This window comes from Paraburkholderia sp. RL18-101-BIB-B (assembly GCF_046026985.1).
Taxonomy (GTDB): Bacteria; Pseudomonadota; Gammaproteobacteria; order Burkholderiales; family Burkholderiaceae; genus Paraburkholderia.
On the sequence record NZ_JARESV010000031.1, the window covers coordinates 48575 to 64375 of the forward strand.

At 64.4% G+C, this 15801-nt stretch carries 15 protein-coding genes; 14 read left to right on the top strand and 1 reads right to left on the bottom strand.

The annotated features are described in order from the left end of the window. Positions 1-26 precede the first annotated feature (26 nt). A complete protein-coding gene (locus P0D73_RS31795; protein WP_408434480.1) occupies positions 27-593 on the top strand; it encodes an ureidoglycolate lyase in 567 nt (188 codons plus the stop codon). A gap of 66 nt (positions 594-659) precedes the next feature. Here P0D73_RS31795 and P0D73_RS31800 read toward each other — a convergent pair whose 3' ends face one another. Further along, a complete protein-coding gene (locus P0D73_RS31800) occupies positions 660-968 on the bottom strand; it encodes a hypothetical protein (RefSeq protein ID WP_408315610.1) in 309 nt (102 codons plus the stop codon). Positions 969-1401: 433 nt separating this feature from the next. Between P0D73_RS31800 and tssB the strand changes: the two genes are divergently transcribed. From tssB to P0D73_RS31865, 13 genes are all read left to right on the top strand, one after another. Then, entirely contained in the window at positions 1402-1965 is a 564-nt protein-coding gene (tssB, locus tag P0D73_RS31805; protein ID WP_408183456.1) for a type VI secretion system contractile sheath small subunit, read from the top strand. Between the two features lie 51 nt (positions 1966-2016). Then, positions 2017-3513: a type VI secretion system contractile sheath large subunit gene (tssC, locus tag P0D73_RS31810; RefSeq protein ID WP_408183457.1), complete on the top strand. Its 1497-nt coding sequence runs from the start codon at positions 2017-2019 to the stop codon at positions 3511-3513. 70 nt (positions 3514-3583) lie between these two features. Beyond that, entirely contained in the window at positions 3584-4075 is a 492-nt protein-coding gene (locus P0D73_RS31815) for an Hcp family type VI secretion system effector (RefSeq protein ID WP_408183459.1), read from the top strand. A gap of 62 nt (positions 4076-4137) precedes the next feature. After that, positions 4138-4593 (top strand): type VI secretion system baseplate subunit TssE, encoded by a 456-nt coding sequence (gene tssE / locus P0D73_RS31820; protein WP_408183460.1) that lies wholly within the window; start codon positions 4138-4140, stop codon positions 4591-4593. Between the two features lies 1 nt (position 4594). Beyond that, a complete protein-coding gene (gene tssF, locus P0D73_RS31825; RefSeq protein ID WP_408315607.1) occupies positions 4595-6358 on the top strand; it encodes a type VI secretion system baseplate subunit TssF in 1764 nt (587 codons plus the stop codon). Continuing rightward, positions 6313-7458 carry a type VI secretion system baseplate subunit TssG gene (gene tssG, locus P0D73_RS31830; protein WP_408315605.1) on the top strand — a complete coding sequence of 382 codons (1146 nt, stop codon included), beginning with the start codon at positions 6313-6315 and terminating at the stop codon, positions 7456-7458. Before tssF ends, tssG begins: the two co-directional genes overlap by 46 nt. Positions 7459-7479: 21 nt before the next feature. After that, complete coding sequence (tssH, locus tag P0D73_RS31835; RefSeq protein WP_408315603.1) at positions 7480-10170, top strand: type VI secretion system ATPase TssH; 2691 nt, start codon at positions 7480-7482, stop codon at positions 10168-10170. Position 10171: 1 nt separating this feature from the next. Continuing rightward, positions 10172-12085, top strand: coding sequence for a type VI secretion system tip protein TssI/VgrG (gene tssI, locus P0D73_RS31840; protein ID WP_408315601.1), 1914 nt, complete (start codon positions 10172-10174; stop codon positions 12083-12085). Between the two features lie 26 nt (positions 12086-12111). Next, a complete protein-coding gene (locus P0D73_RS31845; RefSeq protein WP_408315599.1) occupies positions 12112-12858 on the top strand; it encodes a toxin-antitoxin system YwqK family antitoxin in 747 nt (248 codons plus the stop codon). A gap of 3 nt (positions 12859-12861) precedes the next feature. After that, positions 12862-13248: a DUF4280 domain-containing protein gene (locus tag P0D73_RS31850; RefSeq protein WP_408293474.1), complete on the top strand. Its 387-nt coding sequence runs from the start codon at positions 12862-12864 to the stop codon at positions 13246-13248. A gap of 12 nt (positions 13249-13260) precedes the next feature. After that, entirely contained in the window at positions 13261-13515 is a 255-nt protein-coding gene (locus tag P0D73_RS31855) for a hypothetical protein (protein WP_408293477.1), read from the top strand. A 14-nt stretch (positions 13516-13529) separates the two neighbouring features. After that, on the top strand, positions 13530-14504 hold the full coding sequence (locus P0D73_RS31860) for an ABC transporter substrate-binding protein (RefSeq protein WP_408293480.1): 975 nt from the start codon (positions 13530-13532) through the stop codon (positions 14502-14504). A gap of 20 nt (positions 14505-14524) precedes the next feature. After that, the gene (locus P0D73_RS31865; RefSeq protein ID WP_408178342.1) at positions 14525-15799 is read left to right on the top strand and encodes a dicarboxylate/amino acid:cation symporter; all 1275 of its coding nucleotides are present in this window, start codon (positions 14525-14527) and stop codon (positions 15797-15799) included. Positions 15800-15801 lie beyond the last annotated feature (2 nt).

Below are 15801 nucleotides of genomic sequence, written 5' to 3' on the forward strand. Positions count from 1 at the left end.
CTTCGATCATCAACGAGTGTTATTACATGTCGGTTACCGCATCGCTTTCCGTTCAGCCGCTTGTCCCCGACGCGTTCGCCCCCTATGGCCGGATGTTGGGCAAACCGTTCCCGGAGGATGGCGCGGCGCCATCGTTCAGCAGCCCGTCTTCCGATTTCTGGCGCGAGCATTTGTTCGATGCTGGCGTGTCTGGAGATCCGGAGATTCTTTGGGTCAGATATCGCGATCGTCAACCCAAGGTGGCGAGACTCGAAGCGCATCGGCTGACCGAGCAGGCCGTCGTGCCGCTTACGGGGCCAATCGTTCAGATCGTCGCGACGTGTACTTCGGATGGACACCCCGACCTCGATTCACTGGCGGCATTCGAAGTGCCGGTCGGCGAAGGAATCTGCATGCGGCCGCGCTGTTGGCATGCCACGCGTGCATTGCAGAGCGAAGTGACCTGCTTGGTGCTGACGCGCCGGTCCACGACATTCGACCTGGCGGTTCATCTGCTGACAGGTGCGCCCGCCGGTGAAAGCGCGATCCGGCAGATTCCGCCTCATTGCGTTGTGGGCGCGTCTGGTCTCGAACAGACGCCTATATCTCGATGAAGTGTCCATCATCTCACGCGGGGAAGGCGGAGAGCGCTATATCCCCGCCGGTCCCAACTCTCATCCTCAGAACTTGAAGCGCAACCCCGCACGCGCCAGCACCGCGTGATTCCCAGACGCCGCCGTGACGCTAGCAATGCTAGCCACCGCAGCCTTGCCGGTCGAATCGACGCCACTGGCTTTCTGATAAACAGCAAGTGCATAGACGTCGGCTCGCTCGCTTTTTTCAGAACGGCCGTGCCGAAAATGATTAGCACTCCAGGCCTTCAGGATTCGCGCGCCGTGCCGAAAACAGGGGGGAGACGGTGTGATAAGCGGGAATAAATTCTCCTTGAATCCTAAAAATTTCTCTTTAGAATTGGCGCTCTCAGTCAAACAGCCTGAGAGAGACTCGATACGTCGCCACTGCAGCGCTATTTGCGGCGGTTATCAAAAAAAGTTAAGTATCGGAAAAAATTGGTAATCAAAAATAAACCAGGCCTAACATCAGACAAAAGGAAAATGTCGCGCGCGTGACCAACGCGTGTCATAAACCTCCCGGACTTTTTTAATTTATTTGCTATTCGTGAGCTGATGCGTGACGGGGATTCGCATCGACTTGCAACCATACCGGATACACGGCAACGGGCGGACCAGTAGGGCGCAGTCCGAAGTAATGCGCGTATTCGGTATTACCCTAAGGACGTAGTGCGAGTCCTTCGCTTTACAACTTATCCCCGCTATGTGTTGCACCTGAATCGAGTCAGGGGCGTGCTTCTGGACGCCTTGTCAAAACGTAATTCGAGTTCTCTTTATCTCGGGGATGTTCATGTCCAATAGTTTGCAGAAATGGGTCGGCCGCAATCGTCCGCCTCGCGTTCAGATCACGTACGACGTCGAACTCGGCGGCGCTATCGAGAAGCGTGAATTGCCGATGGTCGTCGGGCTGATGGCCGATCTTTCCGGCCACCCGGCCACGCCGCTGCCTAAGCTGAAAGAGCGCCGCTTTGTCGATGTCGACCGCGACAACTTCGACGAGATCATGGGCAAGATCGAACCGCGCCTCGAGCTGTCGGTGCCGGACACGATGAAAGGCGAAGGTAATCTGAAGGTCGAGCTGAAGTTTCAGCAGTTCGCCGACTTTCATCCGGAAAGCCTCGTGCGTCAGGTGCCGCGTTTGGCCAAGCTGCTCGAAGCGCGTCAGCAATTGCGCGATCTGCTTGCCAAGCTCGATGGCAACGACGAACTCGATTCGATGCTGGAGCGCATCGTTCAGAACTCGGAAGAACTGAAGAAGCTGAAGAGCCAGGCCTACGTCGGCGATGCGCCGGCGGCCACGGCGGCCCAGGCAAGCGCAGTCACACCGACGACGGAAGACACCCCGTCCGAGTGACGGCCAATTTTCAGCGTCGCTGAAGCGACACTCCTCTCAGGACTGACCCAGATGGAAACGAATATCTCCGCCGAAGCCGCGGGCGCACACGCCGGCACGCAAGTCGCCGAGCTGAGCCTGCTCGAGCGCATCGTTCAGGAAGGCAACATGGCCGTCGAGCCGTCGCAAGGCGGCTACGCGAGAAAGCTCATCGGCCAGCTCGCCTCGCAGATTCTCGACGAAGGCATGCGCACGAGCCCGGACAAGGGCGTCGTGGCAATGATCAACGAACGCGTCGCCGAAATCGACAAGCTGCTGACCGACCAGCTCAACGCGATCATGCATGACTCGGCCTATCAGGGATTGGAAGCGTCGTGGTACGGCCTGCACGACATGGTGTTCGGCACCGAGACCGGTACGAACCTGAAGCTGCGACTGCTCAACGTCACGAAGAAGGAACTGCACAAGGACCTCGAGACGGCTGTCGACCACGACATGAGCGTGCTGTTCAAGAAGATCTACGAAGAAGAGTACGGCACATTCGGCGGCCACCCGTTCTCGCTGCTGGTCGGCGACTATTCGTTCGGCCGTCATCCGCAAGACATGGCGTTGCTCGAGCGCATCTCGCGCGTGGCCGCCGCGGCGCATGCGCCGTTCATCGCCGCTGCCGCACCGAGCCTGTTCGACCTGAAGTCGTACACTGAACTCGGCGTCGCGCGCGACTTGTCGAAGACGTTTGAAAGCGCTGAACTGGCCGCCTGGCGCAGCTTCCGCGAATCGGAAGACTCGCGTTACGTGTCGCTCGTGTTGCCGAGCTACGCGGCGCGTCTGCCGTACGGCGCGAAGACCAACCCGGTCGAATCGTTCGGTTTCGAAGAGGACGTCGACGGTACGGATCACAGCAAGTACCTGTGGGCGAACTCCGCCTATCAACTGGGCCTGCGCATTACCGACGCCTACGCAAAGTACAGCTGGGCCACGGCGATTCGCGGCGTGGAAGGCGGCGGCAAGGTCGACGGTATTGCGGCGCATGCGTACAAGACGAATGAAGGCGACATCACGCTGAAGTGCCCGACGGAAGTCACGATCACCGATCGCCGCGAGAAGGAACTGAGCGATCTCGGCTTTATCGCGCTGGTCAACTCGAAGGGCTCGGACTTCGCGACCTTCTTCGGCGGCCAGACGGTCAACAAGCCGAAGGCCTACAACAAGGACGAAGCCAACGCCAACGCGCAACTTTCCGCGCGTCTGCCGTTCGTGCTGGCCGCGTCGCGCTTCGCGCATTACATCAAGGTGATCATGCGCGACAAAGTGGGCAGCTTCCAGACCCGCGCCGATGTCGAGACCTATCTGAACAACTGGATTGCAGGGTACGTGCTGATCAACGCGTCGGCCTCGCATGAGCAGAAGGCGCGCTATCCGCTCGGCCAGGCTCGCGTGGACGTGACCGAAGTACCGGGCAAGCCCGGTGCGTATCGCGCCACGTGTTTCCTGAAGCCGCACTTCCAGATGGAAGAGCTGACGGCCTCGATCCGCCTCGTGGCGGATCTGCCGGGCGCGGCTGCTTAATCGTCGATGTATGACGCGCGCCACGCGCGCGTCATACCGCTTTCATTCACCTATCTGATTCAGGCAAGTTATGGATACCATCATCCTGCAATTCAAGGACGTCAAGGGCAACTCGCTGATCGACGGCTTCAAGGACGGCATTCAGCTGACGTCGTTCTCGCAAAGCGTGGCGATCACGATGAACCCCGACACGTCGAACACCGAGCGCACCCTCGGCCGTCCGTCGTTCAGCGAATTCAATCTGAGCAAGGACACCGATCAGTCGACGCCCGCGCTGTACGCCGCCTGTACGGCCGGCACGAAGCTCGGCAACGCGACGATCTCGATCGGCCGTAACGAAGGCGGCAAGTTCATGCTGCAAATGAAGTACGTGCTGACCAACGCGATGATTGCGAACATCACCACGAGCGGTGGCGGCTCGAGCATGATGGACTCGTTCACCATCAACTTCACGGCGATGACCTCGCAATACACCCAGCAGAACGCGGATTCGACGCTGGCCGGCACCGCGCCGTTCGGCTGGGATCTGACCACCAACAAGGCGATCAGCCCCGCTGCGTAACGCTTCGCCGCCCGCCGCGAGGCGGGCGTTTTCGCTCTGTCAGGGTTCAACCGGTTTTGCGTATGTCGGCAATCGCCAACGGCTTTCCCCTTCCTCTGTTCGAGCGTCTTGTAGAAGACGCTGACGCGTGGTTGCAAGGCGAGCACGCGCTTCGGCAATCCGTCGCGCGGGAGTTGTCGCGTCTGCTCAATGCGCGTTCGAGCCTGACGATGGAAACCTTCGCGATGAGCGACGGAACCGTGCTGGACTACGGGCTGCCCGATTTCTCCGATCTGTCGCTGCGCTCGCAGCGCGACCGCGACGCCATCGTCGCCGCCGTGCGCCAGGCGATCGCGTTCTTCGAGCCGAGACTGGCCGACGTCAAGGTGGACTTCAACTTTCCATCCGGCGACGAGCGCCACGCCGTGCTAACGGTGGACGGCAAGATGCGCGTGAACCGGTCGGTCGAACACGTCTTCTTCGAATTGCAGGGCGGCGCGCGCGGCAGCGCCGATGCACGCTGGAAGGACGCAGACTGACATGGCCGCCGAAGACATTCTCCAGTACTACAAGCGCGAGCTGTCGTACTTGCGCACCCAGGGCTCCGATTTCGCGCAGCGTTATCCCAAGGTCGCGTCGCGCCTCGCGCTGCATGGCACCGAATCGCTCGACCCGCACACCGAGCGCTTGATCGAGGCGACCGCGTTTCTCGCCGCGCGCGTGCATCGCGACCTCGACCAGGCCGCGCCGCAAATTGCCAGCGCGCTGCTCGACAACGTGTGCCCCTCGATGATTCAGACGGTGCCGTCCATGACCGTCGCGCAGTTCGAGCTCGATCCGACGCAGGGCAAGGTGACGGCAGGCTTTCGCGTACCGCGCCACACCGGCCTTGCCGCGATGACGGAGACGGGCGATGCCTGCCGCTTTCGTACCGCGTGGGAAACCGTGTTGTGGCCGCTCAGAATCAGCCGCGCTGCATTCGGCGACGACTCCACGCTGCGGCTCACGCTGGAATGCGACGCGGGCGTCGATTTTTCCGAACTCGAACTCACGCAATTGCGCGTGCATCTGCATGGCGACTGGGTCGTGACCATGCCGCTCTATGAACTGCTGGTCGCGAACGTGACGGATGTCGGCGTGCGTCCCGAGCAAGGACCGGCCACGATGCTGCCGCCCTCGGCGTGGCGCGAAGTCGGTTATGCGCCGGAAGACACCGTCTTGCCGCAGCCTTCGCACGCGCATCCTGCGTACACGCTGATGCAGGAGTATTTCGCGTTTCCGCGCAAGTTTCATTTCTTCGATCTGCACGTGCCCGCCGGCAAGCTCGGCACCGGGCGCACCTGCGAGATCGTCCTGCATCTGGATCGCGTTCCGCGCGGACTCGGCATGCTCGGCGCCCAGCATTTCCGGCTCGGCTGCACGCCCATCGTCAACCTGTTCTCGCAGACGAGCGAGCCGATCGTGATCGACCGGCGCCATTACGAGTACCGTCTCGTCGCGGACCAGAAGCGCGAAGCGATCACAGAAATTCATTCGATCCTGTCGGTGATCGCTTCCGATCCCGCGCAGGATCGCGCCGTCACCTTGCCGTGTTTTACAGCGGCGGATCGCCTCGACGATCCGCGCGCGGCGGCCGACACGATGTACTGGTCGGCGCGCCGCGAACAGAGCGTGCGCAGCAACGCGCCGGGCATCGATCTGTATCTCGGTTTCGTCGACGCCGGCAACGTGACCGGCCAGCCGGATACGCCGGTGGTATATGCCAACGTGCTGTGCACCAACCGGCGCCTGGCCGAACAGGTGCCGGTCGGCGCGCGCATGCTGGTGGAGCGCGTCTCACAGAATGCGCGGGCGCGCTGTTTGTACGAGCCGACTTCGCAGCGCAATCCTCCGCTCGACAGCGCGACGCTGTGGCGGCTGGTGTCGCTGTTGACGCGCAACTATCACTCGCTGGTGGGCGGCGCGACCGGCCGGCGCGAGCTGCAGGACATGCTGCGGCTGTTCGCATCCGACGGTCCACGCGAAGAGGCACAGATCCGCGGCATTCGTAGTATCGACGCGCGCCCGATCACCGCGCACGTCGGCACCGAAGCCTGGCGTGGTTACTGTCGTGGCACCGAGGTCAGCATCGAGTTCGACGCCGATACCTTCGTCGGCGGCTCGCCGTTGCTGATGGGTGCGGTACTCGCGCGTTTCTTCGCGATGTACACGTCGGTCAATTCCTTTGTGCGGCTGGTCGTGCGCCGCGGAGACGAGACATGGAAGCAATGGGCGCCGATGACCGGCAGCCAGCAAACGCTCTGATCGCTCGTCTCGTCGCGCAGCCGCAAGGCTTCGACCTGTTTCAGGCGATCCACCTGCTCGAACGCGCGCAGCCGTGGACGCGCGCACTCGGCTATGGCGACGGCACCGACGAGGCAGTGCGTCTGCGCGGCTTCGTCTCGCTCGCGTTCGAAGCGAGCGATATCCGCAGCGCGCAGTGTCATCCGCACGCGAACGACGCGCAGGAGCCGCGCGAAACCTACACGCTGACCACGCCGGTGATGACGCTCGCCGGTGCCAACGGTCCGTTGCCGATGCCGTTCACGGAGATGGTGCTGGCCCGCCGCGCCGCGCGCGAAACCGCGATGGGCGACCTGCTCGACATCTTCAATCATCGCTTTCTGTCGTTTCTCTACCGCAGCCGGCAGAAGCTTGCGCCGTCGTTGGCGAGCCGCTCGCCGCGCGACGCCGAACTTGCCGCGTGCCTCGATGCGCTCGGCAACCTCGGACTGCACGGCGGCCCGCGTGGTCCGCGCGGCGCGTCGTTGTGGCTGCGTCATGCCGGCTTGCTCGGCGGCGCGCCGCGTTCGATGACGGGCCTGCTCGCGCTGCTCTCCGACCGGCTCGGCGTGACGGTGCGCGGTGCGCAATTCGTCGGCGGCTGGCATACGGTCGATGCAGCCGATTCGCTGCGCCTCGCGCGTCCCGGCACGCGCGCACCGCGACTCGGCGGACTCGCGGTGCTCGGGCGGCGCACGTGGAGTCAGTCGGCGGGGCTGCGCATCGAATTCTTCGATCTGTCCGAGACGCTGTTCACCGCGCTTCTGCCGGGCGGCGACGCGCACGAACTCGCGGCGTGGCTCGTGCGCAGTTATCTGCAACAGGACCATGAGGTGTCGTTCGTGCTGCATCGCGCGAAACCGGCGAGCGCGGGCACGCTGGGCGGCGCGGCGGCGGCACGGCTGGGCTGGACCTCGTGGGTGGGCGGCCAGCGTGACACTTCGCGCGCCGCCAATGCCCGGCCTCAAGCGGTCCGGCTGGCGATGCGCACGGCCGAGGCGCCGCTCCATGCCGCCACGGCGGCCCACACCAACACGCGAGCAGCAGCGAACTCCATGGCCGCGGCCATGGGTCGCGGATAAGACGAAGGCCACTGAGACCCCATGGATATCGACATTCGAACCTTGCTGAGCCGGCTCGACCCGGTCTGCAAACTGGCAATGGAACAGGCCGCGCAACTGTGCGTGCGGCACACGCATTACAACGTGGACATCGAGCATCTGCTGTTGCAGTTGATCGAATCGGATGCACCGGATCTGAAAGCGATTCTCGAACGCTTTGAAATCCGCGCCGCCGATCTCACCGCGCAGTTGCAGAACGCCGTGGACCATTTCAAGCGCGGCAATGGCCGCACGCCGGCGTTGTCGCCGAACTTTTCGCCGCTCTTCCAGGAAGCGTGGCTGCTCAGTTCGATGCTGCTCGGCGAGCAGCAGATCCGCTCGGGCACGCTGGTGCTGGCGCTGCTGGAGGTGGACAGCCTGCGCGGCATGCTGATGGACTCGGCGCCGGCCTTGCTCAAGATCGCGCGTGGCGCGCTGCGTGATGGACTATCCGATATTCTCGCGGGATCGTCCGAAGGCAGCGTGGCGACTGGCGCCGGCGCGTCGAAGGCACCGGCCGGAGCGGCCCAGTCTTCGGCGATGCCGTCCGCCGATCTGAACAACGGCGGCCGCGCGTCCGCGCTCGCGCAATACACGATCGACCTCACCGCGCAAGCACGCTCGGGCGCGATCGATCCAATCTACGGACGCGACGCGGAAATCCGTCAACTGATCGACGTGCTGTTGCGCCGTCGCCAGAACAACCCGATTCTCACGGGCGAAGCGGGCGTGGGCAAAACGGCGGTCGTCGAGGGTTTCGCGCAGCGGATCGTGCTGGGTCAAGTGCCGCCCGCGCTCGTCAACGTCTCGGTGCGCTCGCTTGACCTGGCGTTGCTGCAGGCCGGCGCCGGCGTGAAGGGCGAGTTTGAAAACCGTCTCAAGTCGGTGATCGCCGAGGTGAAGGCTTCGCCGGTGCCGGTGATTCTGTTCATCGACGAAGCGCATCAGTTGATCGGCGCGGGCGGCAGCGAAGGACAGGGCGACGCGGCCAATCTGCTGAAGCCGGCGCTCGCGCGCGGCGAGTTGCGCACGATCGCGGCCACCACCTGGGCCGAATACAAGAAGTATGTGGAACGCGACCCGGCGCTCGCGCGGCGCTTCCAGGTGGTCAAGGTCGAAGAGCCGGCCGAAGCGGTCGCGATCGAGATGCTGCGCGGCATGGTGGCGAAGCTGTCCGCGCATCACGGTGTCGAGATTCTCGATGAAGCGGTGCGCGACGCGGTCAAACTTTCGCAGCGCTATATCTCCGGGCGCCAATTGCCGGACAAGGCAATCAGCGTGCTCGACACGGCCTGCGCCCGAGTCGCGATCGGGCAGAACGGTGTGCCCGAAGAGATCGAGTCACTGGGACGGGCCATCGACGCCGCCGAAAACCAGTTGCGCATTCTGCGTCACGAAGCGGCGACGGGCGCCGAGCGCGCCGAAGCGATCGCCACGCTCGCACGCCAGCTCGAAGACCAGCGCACGCAGCACGCGCGCATGAGTGACAAGCTGGCGACGGAACGGCACGCGGTCGGCGAGATTCTCGCGTGGCGCGCCAAGATCGCACAGCATGTGGCGGGCACCGAACTGTCCATGGACGAAGATGACAGCGCCTCGCTCGCCGCGAATCTCGGCAGACTGGAAAAAGGCCTCGAAGCCGTGCGCAGCGATGAGCCGATGGTGCCGGTGTGCGTAGACTCGGAAATGGTCGCCAAGGTCATCTCCGGCTGGACCGGCATCCCGGTCGGCAGCATGCTCGCCGACGAATTGCACACGGTGCTGTATCTGCACGACAAGCTCGCGGAGCGCGTGGTCGGCCAGGACGAAGCGCTCGATGCGATTGCGCGGCGTGTGCGCACCTTCCGCGCGGATCTCGACGATCCGGGCAAACCGGTCGGCGTGTTCCTGCTGATCGGACCGAGCGGGGTCGGCAAGACCGAGACCGCCGCGGCGCTGGCCGACACGCTGTATGGCGGCGAGCGCAACATGATTACCGTGAACATGTCGGAGTTCCAGGAAGCGCATAGCGTTTCGGGACTCAAGGGCGCGCCGCCGGGTTATATCGGCTATGGGCGCGGCGGCGTGCTGACCGAAGCCGTGCGGCGCCGCCCGTATAGCGTCGTGCTGCTCGATGAAATGGAAAAGGCGCATCCGGACGTGCTGGAGCTGTTCTTCCAGGTGTTCGACAAAGGCGTGATGGAAGACGGCGAAGGCGTGCCGATCGACTTCCGCAACACGCTGATCCTGCTGACTTCGAATGCCGCGCAGGACGTGATCACCGAAGCCAGCCAGGGCGGCCGCCGCCCGCCGCCGGCCGAGTTGATCGAGCGTCTGCGCCCGGCTCTGCTCAGGCAGTTCAGTCCGGCGTTTCTGGGCCGTCTCGTGCTGGTGCCGTACTACCACCTCGGCGACGCGCAGATCACCTCGATCGTCAACCTGAAGCTCGCGCGGCTCGCCGCCCGCTTCGAGCACAATCATCACGCGCCGCTGACCTGGGACGATGCGTTCGGCAGCACGATCACCGAGCGCTGCAAGGAAGTCGACAGCGGCGCGCGCAACGTCGATCACATCCTCACGCAATCCGTATTGCCGGAACTGGCGCGCGAGGTGCTCGAGCGCATTTCCGTCGCTGAACCGTTCGGCGGTGTGCATCTCGGTTTCGACCCGGCCGGCGGCGTGACATTCCGGTTCGCGCCGCGGGGAGACCAGTAACGTGGCTGTGACGCAAACCGGCTGCCTGCTCTCGATTACTTCGCCGTTCGGCGCCGACGTGCTATTGCTCGACGGCTTCGGCGGACACGAGGCGATCTCGGCGCCGTTTCGCTTCAACCTGCGCATGCGCTCGGCGAACCCGGCGCTCGATGCGCAGACCATCATCGGGCAGAACGCGACGGTGACGATCGAGGGGCCGGCCGCGGCGCCGCGCTATTTCAACGGCATCGTCACGCGCTTCGCGCAGGTCGGCGCGAACGCGCAGTACGGCTATTACTCGGCGGAACTCGCGCCGCGGCTCTGGTTGCTCTCGCTCGGCAGCGACCGCGCGATCTTTCAGAACATGACCGCGCTCGCCATCGTTCAGCAGGTGTTGTCCACGTTCAACATCGCGGTCCAATCGCGCGTGACCGGCAGCTATACGGAGCGCGAATATTGCGTGCAATACGACGAAAGCGCGTTGCAATTCATCTCGCGGCTGATGGAAGAGGAGGGCATCTTTTACTTCTTCACCTTCGCGAACGGCGCGCACACCATGGTGCTCGCGGATAGTCCGTCGGCACACCAGCCCGGCGCTGTCCCGACGCTGCGGTTTTCCGGCGATTCTGTCGGACATGACGCGAGCGAGCGCGTGAGCAGCTTCGAGATGTCGACGGGGCTCGTAGCGGCAACCTATGTGGTCGGCGATTACGACTACAAAAGCGCGAGCACGCTGAGCGCGCAGACCTCCGCGGAAACGCATGGCGCGAGCGGCATCCGCTATGCCTTTCCTGGCCGCTATGCGGCGGCCGCGGACGGCGAGCGCGCGGCCACGCTGCAGCTCGCCGCGCAGCAGATGGACCAGCAGACCGGGCGGGCCACGAGCGCCTGCTACGCGCTCGTGGCCGGCACCCAGGTGAGCCTCGCGGGCCACGCAAACAGCGCATTCAATGTGTCCTACGTGGTGCGCCGCGTGGAGCATCGCGCGTCGGACGGACAGTACGACAACGATGCCGACGTGTTCCCCGCAGCGGTCGCGTTCCGGGCGCCGCGCGTCACGCCGCGGCCGGTGGTGGCGGGCACCCATACGGCGATCGTCACCGGCTCGTCGGGCGAGGAAATCTGGACCGATTCGCTCGGCCGCATCAAGGTGAAATTCCATTGGGATCGCGTGAGCGCCGCCGACCAGAACAGTTCGTGCTGGGTGCGTGTCGCGCAGGCATCGGCGGGGGCGGGCTGGGGGCATTTGTTCCTGCCGCGAGTCGGCCAGGAAGTGGTGGTCAGCTACGTCGACGGTGATCCCGACCGGCCGCTCGTGACCGGCAGCGTCTACAACGGCCAGATGTCGCCGCCGGTCGGCTTGCCGGCTTCGCAGACGCAAAGCGTGATGCGTTCGCGTTCGTCCAAAAGCGGCACGGCGGGCAACGAAATCCGCATGGAGGACAAGCTCAACAGCGAGGAGCTGTACTTCCACGCGCAGAAGGACATGAATGTCGCGATCGAAAACGCGCTGAGCACGACCGTCATCGCGGGCGACGAGACGCACCTCGTCAAGAAGGGCAACCGCTCGCTCACAGTGGAGACCGGCAACGAGACGCATACCGTCAAGGGCACCCGCGCCGTGGATGTCACCGGCGACGAGACGCACACCAGCCACACCACCTTCAAGCACACCACCACGGGCGACTACACGCTGAAGATCAGCGGCAATCTGGTGATCGACGTGAGCGGTTCCATCAGCATCAAGGCGGGCACCTCGCTGGGCAGTCAGGCTGGGACGTCGCTGACCAACCAGGCGGGCACGACGCTCGGCAACAAGGCCGGCACCACGCTCAGCAATGAAGGCGTGGAAATCCAGAGCAAGGCATCGGCCATGCAGACCGTGGACGGCGGCGCGATGCTGACGCTCAAGGGCGGCCTGATCAAGGCGAACTGACCGACCCACTTCCATCGATGCCCGCCATGACCGAACTCTCCCCACTCGCGCCACTCTCCGCCGCGCCTCAAGCCGACGGCGTGAGCGCGGGCGCGGCTGCGAGTGTGCCCACGATCGTGGACGAGCACGACGCGGTGGGCCAGTGCATCGCCCGCACCTCGCTGCTGGACGGCGTGCCGCATGGCGAAGCGCTGCGCTACGGTGCGGGCGGCGTGCGCGTGTTTCAGGCGCATTACGTGGCCGGCAAGCTGTGCGGCCCGCTGCGCGTGTTCGACGAGCAAGGCGTGCTGATTCAGGATTCGGCCTATGAGGCGGGCGTGCTGCACGGCCCCACGACGCTTTACGCGAACGGCCGGGCCAGCGCGCGCCGTCAATACGCGATGGGCGTGCTGCAGGGTGAGAGCGTGACCTATGCGCCGTCCGGTCTCGTGACCTCGCGTCTGAACTACGAGGCCGGCAAGCTCTCGCGCGAAGCGGTGTTTCTGCACGACGGCGTAGTGGTGCGGCGCGCCAGCTACCGCAACGGTCTGCTCGAAGGCGAGACGCGCGATTACGCCGCCGACGGCACGCTGGTGCAAAGCTCGCCGTATCGCCTCGACCTGCTGCACGGCACGGTGCGCCGCTTTGCGCCGGACGGCCAGGTGAGCGCCGAGCGCCGCTATGCGGACGGCAAGCCGCTCGGCGCCTGGCAGAGTCCGGCAGCCTCGGCGGCCACGCGCGCCGATGGTCCGCCACGCATGGTCAAGCAGCTCGAAAAATGGATGAGAGGCTGACGCATGGGCATTCTGGTCACCATGGGCACGACGATCCAGTGCAGTTTCGGCGCCGCGCCCGGGACGCTGAACGTGCTGCCGACCACGGGCGTGCTGGCCGGCGCGCCGGCCGCCACCGTGATGGATCACGCGCCGATGGTCAACGTGATGCCATTTGGCACCTGCACGTGCATGGGCAATCCGGTGGTGGCCGCCGCGACCGCGGCCGCGCTCGGTGCGTTGACCCCGATGCCCTGTGTGCCGATGACGGTGGCGCCGTGGGTGCCAGGCTCGCCGACCGTCCTGATCGGCAACATGCCGGCCTTGCAGAATTCTTCCAAATTGATGTGCGCATGGGGCGGGGTGATTTCGATCGTCGCGCCGGCGCAGTTCACAACCTTGGTTCCCTGAGGACGACACAGCATGCAATACGTTTTTTCGATGACCTCGCGGATGGTGACCATCGCACTCGGCTGCGCGCTGCTGTTGTGCCTGCTGCTGTTCGCGCTTGGTTTCGAGATCGGCGCGCGTTTCGTGGCACCGCCTGCGGCGCCTGCGGCGGTTGCCATGAGCGCCGTACCGGCTGCGATACCTGCGCCGCCCCCTACGCCATTCGCCGCGCCGGCCGATAACCAGATGAGTGCTGCATCGCCCGCCTCCGATTCCTCCACCAATTAATCCCGGTACACGAGATGTCGTTTCCGTCTTTCTTTGCTTCTTCGCAGCCGTCGTGCGGTTCGCGCGTAACGCGTGCGCTACGCGGGCTGTCCCGCTGGAGTTCGGCGCTCGCGGCCGGTTTGACGCTGGTTGCCGCGCCGGCCTGGGCGGCGTCCACGGCGTCCGCCGCCGCTCAGCCGCCTCAGGTGGCGGTGAGCGGAGTCGCGGCCTTGCCGACCACCTCGACCGGACTCGTGCGGATGCCCGACGGCCGGGTGCTCGCGCCGGAATTCGCACGCATCGTGACGCGCGGCGAACTCGTGGTTGCGGTGCTCGGCGTCGATCAGCCGCCGTTTTTCGAACAGCAGCACGGTCAACTGGTCGGCATCGATATCGATATGGCCAAGGAAATCGCCGCGAAGCTCGGCGTGAAAGTGCGCTTCAATCGCGACGCCAAAACCTTCGACAGCGTGGTCAGCCTGCTCGCGAACGGCGACGCCGACATGGCGATCAGCAAACTCTCGCGCACGCTTTCACGCGCGCAAGTGGTCAGCTTCAGCACGCCGTACATCCGTTTGCATCGCGCCTTGCTGCTCAACCGCGTGAAGTTCGCGCAGCTCGCGCGCGGCCGCGCCGTGCCTGACGTGGTGCGCGTCTATGACGGCACGATCGGCGTGGTGACGAACTCGTCGTATGCGACCTATGTGGTGAGCAATTTCCCGCATGCCAAGGTGATCAGCTACCCGAGCTGGGATGCGCTCCTCAAGGCGCTCGACGCGGGCGAGGTCACGGCCGCCTATCGCGACGAATTCGAAGTCAAGCATGTGCTCAAGGTCGATCCGACCGCTTCGCTGCGCTTGCGTGTGGTGACGCTCGAAGATCTGGACGACACCATCTCGATCGGCGTGAATGTCTGCAACCCGGCGTTGCTCGCGTTCGTCAATCAGTTCCTTGCCGAGCGGACCAACAAGATCGACGTGATGACGCTGCTGCAAGCGTCCAACGATTAACCGGGATTCACACAGACATGATCAATACAAACAGGATTTACGCGCTGGCTGTGAACCCGTGGGCGGTGATCGGCAGCCTCGCGCTCGGCGGCACGTTCGGCTTGCTGCTGCCGGAACTGTCGCAGAAGTTCGCGATTGTCGGCGACATCTATGTGAACTTGCTGAAGATGACGACGCTGCCGTTCATGGTGTCGGCGGTGATCTTCAGTCTGCAGCGGCTGTTCCGCGACGGCGGCACCTCGAAGCTGCTGCTGCGCGTGGTCACGGTGTTTATCGGCGCCTCGCTGACGGTCGCCGTGGTGGGCGCGCTGGTGTTGCTGGTGATGCGGCCCGGCGTGAATCTTTCCACCGCGACCATGCATACGTTCGGGTTGATGGTCGGCAACGAATCGACCTCGAACGAAACGGTGATGAACCTGTACGGCACAGACGCGGCGGAGAAAGGCGTGAGCCTCTACGACGTGCTGACCAGCCTCGTGCCGACCAATATCTTCGCCGCGCTCGCCAACGGCGACGCGCTCAAGGCGCTGGTGTTCGCGCTGCTGTTCGGTCTCGCGGTGGGCCGCGTGCCGGAGCGGATCTCGGTCGGCCTGAGCCAGGCGCTTGAAACCGTTTATCACGCGTGCCAGAAACTGATGCACTGGCTGAGCTATCCGCTGCCACTGATTCTCTTTTGCATGAGCGCCGCGCAGCTCGGCAAATCAGGCGTCGGGCCGCTGCACGCGATGCTGCAATTCGTGATCGCGTTCTTCGTGGTCTCGCTGTTGCTGATCTCGCTCGCCGCCGTCGTGATCTGGAAGCGCTCCAGCCACTCGCTCGGCACGACGCTCGACGCCTTGCGCGCGCCGTTCGCGCTGGCGCTGGCCACGCGCAACAGCGCGGCCTGCATGCCGAGCATGATCGAAAGCCTCGTGGACGGGCTCGGCTTCGCCCGCTCGCGGGTCGAGCTGATGGTGCCGCTGACCGTCTCGCTGCTGCGGGTCGGGCCGATGGTGTATTACGTGTGCGCGACGCTCTTCATCGCGCAACTGTACGGCCACCCGCTCGGCGTCGCCGAGGTGTGCACGGTGCTGCTGGCCTCGGTGCTGGCCGGTTTTGCATCGGCGGGCATGACGGGTCTCGTGACCGTGTCGCTGGTCGGCATGACCTGCGTCTATCTCAGCCTGCCGTTCGAAGCAGCCTTCATTCTGTTCCTCGCCGTCGATCCGTTGTGCGACATGCTGCGCACGCTGATTCTCGTGATCGGCAATACGGCCGCGGTGACGGTGATCTGTCCGCGTCCGCTGAAGATCTAGGA

Bases quoted from the DNA above. Each gene is read 5' to 3' on its own strand.
- tssB (WP_408183456.1), top strand. From the start codon at position 1,402: ATGTCCAATAGTTTGCAGAAATGGGTCGGCCGCAATCGTCCGCCTCGC.
- P0D73_RS31845 (WP_408315599.1), top strand. From the start codon at position 12,112: ATGACCGAACTCTCCCCACTCGCGCCACTCTCCGCCGCGCCTCAAGCC.
- tssG (WP_408315605.1), top strand. From the start codon at position 6,313: ATGGAAGCAATGGGCGCCGATGACCGGCAGCCAGCAAACGCTCTGATC.
- P0D73_RS31815 (WP_408183459.1), top strand. From the start codon at position 3,584: ATGGATACCATCATCCTGCAATTCAAGGACGTCAAGGGCAACTCGCTG.
- P0D73_RS31795 (WP_408434480.1), top strand. From the start codon at position 27: ATGTCGGTTACCGCATCGCTTTCCGTTCAGCCGCTTGTCCCCGACGCG.
- tssE (WP_408183460.1), top strand. From the start codon at position 4,138: ATGTCGGCAATCGCCAACGGCTTTCCCCTTCCTCTGTTCGAGCGTCTT.
- tssC (WP_408183457.1), top strand. From the start codon at position 2,017: ATGGAAACGAATATCTCCGCCGAAGCCGCGGGCGCACACGCCGGCACG.
- P0D73_RS31860 (WP_408293480.1), top strand. From the start codon at position 13,530: ATGTCGTTTCCGTCTTTCTTTGCTTCTTCGCAGCCGTCGTGCGGTTCG.
- P0D73_RS31855 (WP_408293477.1), top strand. From the start codon at position 13,261: ATGCAATACGTTTTTTCGATGACCTCGCGGATGGTGACCATCGCACTC.
- tssF (WP_408315607.1), top strand. From the start codon at position 4,595: ATGGCCGCCGAAGACATTCTCCAGTACTACAAGCGCGAGCTGTCGTAC.
- tssH (WP_408315603.1), top strand. From the start codon at position 7,480: ATGGATATCGACATTCGAACCTTGCTGAGCCGGCTCGACCCGGTCTGC.
- P0D73_RS31850 (WP_408293474.1), top strand. From the start codon at position 12,862: ATGGGCATTCTGGTCACCATGGGCACGACGATCCAGTGCAGTTTCGGC.